This is a genomic window from Aquimarina algiphila (assembly GCF_007489275.1).
Lineage (GTDB): Bacteria > Bacteroidota > Bacteroidia > Flavobacteriales > Flavobacteriaceae > Aquimarina > Aquimarina algiphila.
In genome coordinates, this window is sequence record NZ_VLNR01000122.1 from 1 (window position 1) to 7,152 (window position 7,152).

The window sequence follows — 7,152 nt, forward strand, 5'->3', positions numbered from 1 at the left end:
AGGGATTTAAAAATAGAATCTTATCAAAGATCACAGCAATGACCATTATTCAATATATCAATAGGTTTGAATTCAACAGAAATATAAACAACCTAAAAATTAATATTAACTAAATGCACAACGGGTTATTAAAATGAATATTTAACACTTATTCCCCTTAATAAACTTACTGCTAACCCTTTATCTTACAACTTTTACCACCTCTTTAAATTTTATATAATGTTATTTTCTCTTTCAACTGGTTCCTTCTCTCAAGAATTAAATACAAAAGCACTTAATACTAAAATTAAAAAGATTTTTTTCATTTGTGTGAATATTTAAGTTGAACTAAAAAATATATACTTGTTTGTATATCCCTTTTAATTGCAATTAGTTTGGTGTTTTTATCCTACATGTATTAATTCCTAACAATCGATATAAAGGACAGAAATTAACAAAACTGGTAAGTAATAGGATTCCTGCAACACCTAATAAAATAAATGCAAAAACTCCTTGAACAGTTCCTGTATAATAAAGAATAGCAATTACTGCTATAATCACTAATCTAATAATGCGATCCAGGTTACTCATATTTTTTTTCATCTTATTTTTTTTTAAATTCTGAGAATCAAAACTAATCTGTACAAAAAAGAAATACTGTGACATTTGTTACAAGTTCCAAAATAGGATATTGGTATCTTTGTTATGCAAAAGGATTTTTATGGAGAAGTATATGAATGCATTTATCGATGCATTTTTAGGAACAATACAGTGGACTTGGAATTCAATACTTTTTGAGGTTCCCTGGTATACAAATTATTTCTGGGGGATTATTATCATATCACTTTTAGTCTGGGGATTAGAAATAATATTTCCCTGGAGGAAAAATCAATCGATATTTAGAAAAGACTTTTGGATTGATGGCTTTTATATGTTTTTTAATTTCTTTATTTTTTCTATAGCCATAAGTGGTTTTTATAAATTATTGGAAGTTCTATTTAATGATATTCATATTACCTCCAAAAGTTTAGCTATAATAGAAATATCAGATTGGCCATTATGGACACAACTACTTATTTTCTTTATACTATTAGATTTTGTGCAATGGTTTACTCATATTTTATTACATAAGTATTCATTTTTATGGAAATATCATCAAGTACATCATAGTACAAAAGAAATGGGATTTGCTGCGCATTTACGTTATCATTGGATGGAAAATATCCTCTACAAACCATTAAAGACGTTTGCAGTTATGATTTTGGGTGGGTTTGAACCCGAACAGGCTTATATCGTACATTTTTTAGCAATTACTATCGGGCATTTTAATCATTCTAATATAAAAATTACATGGGGTCCGCTTAAATACCTTATTAATAATCCTGTGATGCATTTGTATCATCATTCATATAAATTACCCGAAGGCAGATTTGGAGTAAATTTTGGTATTAGCTCGAGTTTATGGGACTATATTTTTAAAACAAATTATATTCCAGAGGATAGTGGTACAATTGAATTAGGGTTTGAAGGTGAAGAGCAATTTCCTAAAAGCTTTCTTGGTCAAATTGTGCATGGTTTCTCGAACAAAAAAGCAAAATAACATTAGTTTATTTGTAAAAGCTCAATAACTCCTTGTTTTAAACGTATTACACCATTTTGTTCTAATTTTTTAAGCAATCTGGAAATCACTTCTCTAGAAGAACCTAAATCATAGGCTATATCCTTATGAGTGGTACGAAGGATATTATCCCCTTTCACTTGTGCTTCTTTTTTCAAATATTCTAGGAGTCGTTTATCTTTATTCGAAAACGTTAGTATCTCAATAACATTAATAAGTTCTTCGAATTTAAAATTAAAGAGGTCATAGATAAATTCATTCCATTTTGGGTATGCCTTAGCAATTTTCAATGCTTTATCTGCGGGAATAATAACTACTTCTGAGTCTTCTTCAATCACGGCTTTTACCCTACTTGTTTCATTTCTAACCAAAGTAGTTACAGACATCACACAACTCTCTCCAGGTTTTATATAATATAACAGAACTTCATTTCCATGTATTGGTTCTTCTTTAAAAATTTTTATCAAACCAGAAATCACTAAGGGTATTACTTTTATATATGATCCTTGTCTTAAAATTACTGTTCCCGAATTAAATTTATGTACACTGCTTATCGCTACCAATTCTGCTTTGAGTTCTGGCATAGTAGCTAGTTTAGGAAAATAGGTATCTAGAGCTTCAGCTATCAACGTTTTATCTTTTATTACTTTTGTTTCTAAGTATTGCCTGAATAGTATACTGCTATTAGGTACTCTAAGATAGACGATTAAAAAATAGAATATTTACAAATTTTCATATAATCTTTACTTCGTTCCTCTTTTCGTTTTAAAATAGTATTTGTTAACTCTCTGATTGTGTAAAAAATATTTAAGAAAAACAACTCACTAGTACCATAAACTATTTCTCTTACCATCAAACTCTTGCTTTTAAAAGGGTGTTATAACATAGTATTAATCGTATAAAACCACAACTATTCTTAGTAATACTTTAACTATTTTACTAGGACTTGGGAATGAAGTTTGATGCAATTAAAACAGTCAGTGTTTAATCTTAAAACCAAAATATATAACGAGATAAAACTATAACCCAAATGTTTTTATTTTATAAAAATTCCCCAAACTCATTGGTCCATCTAGATCAATTATACAAAAATGTAATCTTGAAGTTACCCGTTTCAAATCGAATTAAATACTGTGAATCCCTTATTTACCGAATCAAAGATGACATATCAAATACTAAGTGTAGATTTAAAAAGAGAAAATTAAAAAAACTATTAAAAGCTGCTGAATGTGAATTAAAAAACTTTTGCGTGTAAACTTTCAAATATCTGTTATCAATTATTTTATAATTGTTAGTCTTTTGAGAATGGTGTTCTCGAGCTAAAAAAACAAAACCCTGAGTAGTTCATTTATATCTTAATGTATTTTGTTTAAAATTCTAAAACCTATATCCAATTCGTAAATGTAAATTAATTGCGGTTTCATCTTTATTTTTAGGAAAACCTGCGTCCTTTCCAAAATAATGGATATAGCCAATTCCTATTCCGGTTTCATAATTAAAATGCTTCCCTATATTACGTCGAATTCCCCAAGTAGGAATTATGGATAGATTGGTTACAATTTTGGTATCTTCTTCATTATCTAAAACAATCAGTAAATCAGAATGCCGTAAACTCGTTTTTATCGAAAAGAAATTACCGCTATTACCATCTATTCTTTTGGATTTGTTTGTTCGGGTATTTAAATTGTAATACCATCTAGGTTCTACGGTAAGTACTGTTACTAATAAAAAATCAGTTTCTTCATAAAATTCATGATCCCAAATACCATCAAAACCTAACTCTCCTCGTAGTGCAATTTGATTTGATAATTTTAACTCTGTATGCGCCCATATTCCCGAAAATCCCGCTTGGATTCCGAAAACCGATTTTTCCACACTTGCTTCTTGAGAGGTAACAATTAAGGTTATCCAAAGGAAAATTAATGTCAATAGATTTTTCTTCATTTTTTGATTTTTTAAATTAAACAATGTCATTACCTTAAAAACAATGAAATTTTAATCCATATAATAAAAAGTTACTTTACTATATCTTATCCATTGCCTGATTAAAGACTTGAAGACAAATCAATAAAAATAAAACAGGCTAATCGTCCCAATAGAAGCATTGGTCTTTTTTTGATCATAAAAATTGAAGAAATCTATGACAGGCTTTTCTTGTAGGCAGAAGGCGAAAGCCCTGTTTCTTTTTTAAAGACTCTATTAAAACTAGTTTTAGATTTAAAACCACACTCATAAGAAATTCCTAAAAGGGTATAATTTTCATATTGCTCTGATTGTAGTTTTTGTTTTATTTCCTCTACTCTATATGTATTAATAAAGTCATAGAAGTTCGTATTCATATATTGATTGAGCAACGTAGATAGTTTTTTATCAGTAGTAGAAAGTTGTTGTGCTAATGTATTTAATGTCAGATTTTCGTCTAAATAAGGCTTACTATTTTCTATGATATCGTAAAGCCTATTTTTTAATACTTCAAACTCTTCTTTTTTAACATCTGATAGTGAATTAACATGAACCTCAGTATTTAGTTCATCACTATCTAACAGAAAATCGGGCAGTAATACTTTTGATTGATACACTCCATAATACCCCAAATACGCAATCCATATGACCATTGTTGCCACTGCAATAAATTCTATATTCATTTTAAAATCTCCAAAAAAGAATTCATATGTCAGAACACTAAAATTGAAACTAATAATACACAATGCCCCAATCAACATCATCTTAATCCAATTAAAATCATACAGTGTTAAATTAGAATATTTAAATTTTAACAATGCTCTATATTTTGATAACAATCGCAACGAAATCAAGAGATATCCTATCATATATATATCCTCGGTTTTAAGAATAATACGTATAAAATCTGAATGTACATATGATAACCAACCCAGAGGTATAATATCATATACAATTGTTGGAATTGCTATAAAAACAGCAAATAAGGCAGCTGGAACAAAATGTGATAATGAATTCTTTATCAGGTTTTCTTCTTTTAAAAATAACGATTTTATATACAGGAATAATAGTGGTCCTATCATTAATACACTGATATCATTTGGCACAAAACAAATTCGTATCAGCCAAATAATATGATGTAGCTGGGCATAAAAATATAGTGTAATAAAAAATAGAAGTACAAAAAACACAATCAATATTTTTTGCGATAGCTGTTTCTTTTTTGATTTTATTAACAGCCATAAAATTATAGAGATTATGATTATCCCCCCAACAAAAATAAAATCCAAAATTAAGTCCATTAATTACATTTTTGGGTATTACACTATTTAAATCTAGTCGATAAAACAACTGTTTTTTCTCTATACAAAATCTTATTCTATAGACTCATAAAGCTATGATAAAGTTACACGTTGAGTACAAATACAACATTTTATAACGCAACTTTTTTAATGTAAAAAATACAATTCTCAAAAAAATCTAAAAAAAACAGGGTATCATTTTTTTTTGTGGTAACACTAAAGGGTGAAAACAATCTCTCTTTTAATTTAAAAATGAATAAAGAGTGAGTTTTATTAATCACACAAATACATTCACATTATGAAACAGTTATCACCTATTGCACGATTCAAAATCCCTTGTCATATCATTAAACCATATAGGTACTTCGAAGGTCTTTTTTGAAACTACTCAATCAAATATCATATTAAAAAATAAAAAATAAATCATCATGAGAGTAATTAACCAATTACTACTGCACTTTTTTACACTAGACATATGAAAAAAATAATTTTTAATTTTCTATTAATTTCTGGACACCTCATTTTTTCTCAATCGGGTCCAATTGACATTCCACAAATTTTCCCTGCTTCTCCAGAAGCATCAACACTTGGAAAGTTTGGTGAGATCCCCGTAAATATGAGTATTGGAGTAGCTAATCAAAGTATTCCAATATATACCATACAAGAAGGTAATTTTCAACTACCTATAACCCTAAATTATAACTACACTGGATTATTGGTAGACGAAATTCCAGGGGCTACAGGTTTGGGTTGGTCCTTAAGCGCTGGTGGCATTATAACCCGACAATTAAGAGGAAGACCAGATGAGGAGCCTAACGGATATATAGGAACTAATAGGATTGGGTTAAACAAAGTTATCCCCTACATAAATAATCAATTATCATCTGTAGATAGACGAAGTTTTGAAGAAAATTCTGCCTTAGGAATCTGGGATACTCAGCCTGATAAGTTTATGATAAGTGTCGGGAATATTCAGGCGAGTTTTTATTTTGATGAAAACAAAAATGCAGTTATTAAACCCTATAAACCCTATAAAATCGAAGTCATCAATGGAGATTTCGCACAAGGACTTAAAGTTACTGATGATAACGGAATACAATATTTCTTTCAATCTACAGAAACTACAAAGAGAATACCTCCTATTGGGATTAATGACCTTGTTTCGACCCCTGCCTATGGATACATCTCTGGATGGAAACTCTCAAAAATACTACTAACCGATAACAGAGTGATCACCCTTAACTATACAGGTTACTATCATACTCAAAGGATATTTTCGCAATCCTATACAAAATCAATAGGACCAAGTGGATGTGGCAATAATTTAAGAAACTCTGAAGCCAGATATGGTATCTCTTCAAAAATACTCGAAAGTATATCTTTCTCATTAGGTACTGTTAATTTTGTTTCTACAAGACCAGTGACCACAGAATTAAACCAATACCTCGCACGCATAGATAAAATAAAGGTAAACGATTACTTTAGTAAAGAAATATTCAACTACGACCTCGTATATGACAATAACAATAAAACAAGAAAATTATTAACAGATATCACTATTAATAATGATCCTAGTCATCGTTATCAATTTTATTATAAGAATAGTCCTTCTGATAACATCGCTTTTACTAAACAAGATTTTTGGGGATTTGCTAACGTAAATAACACTGGGAAATTAGTAGATATTAATGATTTATATGGTCCTAGACAACCTAATTTTGATCGTTCTTCTGATGGAGCATTGCAAAAAATTATTTATCCAACAAAAGGGAGTACAGAATTTGTTTACGAGCAAAACACGTATGACCCTGGAGTAGATGGAGATGAATTTGATGATTTTTATGATCCTCTCAATTCAGCTTGTACTAACCCAAATGAAACATATAGGGCATTTGCTAATGCATCTTATCCAAATGGAGATGATGATGCTGAAGCCAAAACATTTACCATTACAGAGGTTACGGCAGCAGATATTTCTATTACTGTAACTAAAGCTGCTGTAGGAGGAAGTGTTATTGCTAAAATTGCTGAAATAAACACAACCTCTGGGCTTGCTTGTGCTGATTATAGAGAGGTGAATGATTGTGACCCTCTCACGCCATGCTATATAGCAACCCTGTCTTATGGTGGAGGTTTTTTACAACCCGGGCAAATACTTACAAATAGTTTTAACCCGTTGTGCATTTAGTTAATATTAATTTTTAGGTTGTTTATATTTCTGTTGAATTCAAACCTATTGATATATTGAATAATGGTCATTGCTGTGATCTTTGATAAGATTCTATTTTTAAA

General features: G+C 29.7%; 6 protein-coding genes and 2 pseudogenes. 3 read left to right on the forward strand and 5 right to left on the reverse strand.

Annotation, left to right across the window (positions count from 1 at the left end; all coding sequences use genetic code 11):
- Positions 1-113 (forward strand): annotated as a pseudogene (locus FOF46_RS32850) (IS982 family transposase); the annotation flags it as partial.
- Between the two features lie 256 nt (positions 114-369).
- On the opposite strand, the gene FOF46_RS29810 reads toward FOF46_RS32850, so the two are convergent.
- Positions 370-582, reverse strand: coding sequence for a YgaP family membrane protein (locus FOF46_RS29810; RefSeq protein ID WP_143919083.1), 213 nt, complete (start codon positions 580-582; stop codon positions 370-372).
- A 118-nt stretch (positions 583-700) separates the two neighbouring features.
- Here FOF46_RS29810 and FOF46_RS29815 point away from each other — a divergent pair, with 118 nt between their 5' ends.
- Positions 701-1,579, forward strand: a complete 879-nt coding sequence (locus tag FOF46_RS29815) for a sterol desaturase family protein (RefSeq protein ID WP_143919084.1) — start codon at positions 701-703, stop codon at positions 1,577-1,579.
- 2 nt (positions 1,580-1,581) lie between these two features.
- Here the strand turns inward: FOF46_RS29815 and FOF46_RS29820 are convergent, their stop codons facing one another.
- The 3 genes from FOF46_RS29820 to FOF46_RS29830 form a co-directional block, all read right to left on the reverse strand.
- Positions 1,582-2,181 carry a Crp/Fnr family transcriptional regulator gene (locus FOF46_RS29820; RefSeq protein ID WP_244299801.1) on the reverse strand — a complete coding sequence of 200 codons (600 nt, stop codon included), beginning with the start codon at positions 2,179-2,181 and terminating at the stop codon, positions 1,582-1,584.
- 793 nt (positions 2,182-2,974) lie between these two features.
- Positions 2,975-3,541 carry a hypothetical protein gene (locus FOF46_RS29825; protein ID WP_109438865.1) on the reverse strand — a complete coding sequence of 189 codons (567 nt, stop codon included), beginning with the start codon at positions 3,539-3,541 and terminating at the stop codon, positions 2,975-2,977.
- A 194-nt stretch (positions 3,542-3,735) separates the two neighbouring features.
- Complete coding sequence (locus FOF46_RS29830; RefSeq protein WP_167572010.1) at positions 3,736-4,665, reverse strand: helix-turn-helix domain-containing protein; 930 nt, start codon at positions 4,663-4,665, stop codon at positions 3,736-3,738.
- A gap of 670 nt (positions 4,666-5,335) precedes the next feature.
- Here FOF46_RS29830 and FOF46_RS29835 point away from each other — a divergent pair.
- A complete protein-coding gene (locus tag FOF46_RS29835; RefSeq protein WP_143919087.1) occupies positions 5,336-7,048 on the forward strand; it encodes a hypothetical protein in 1,713 nt (570 codons plus the stop codon).
- On the opposite strand, the pseudogene FOF46_RS32855 reads toward FOF46_RS29835, so the two are convergent.
- Positions 7,045-7,152, reverse strand: a pseudogene (locus FOF46_RS32855) (IS982 family transposase); the annotation flags it as partial. The gene FOF46_RS29835 and the pseudogene FOF46_RS32855 overlap by 4 nt on opposite strands.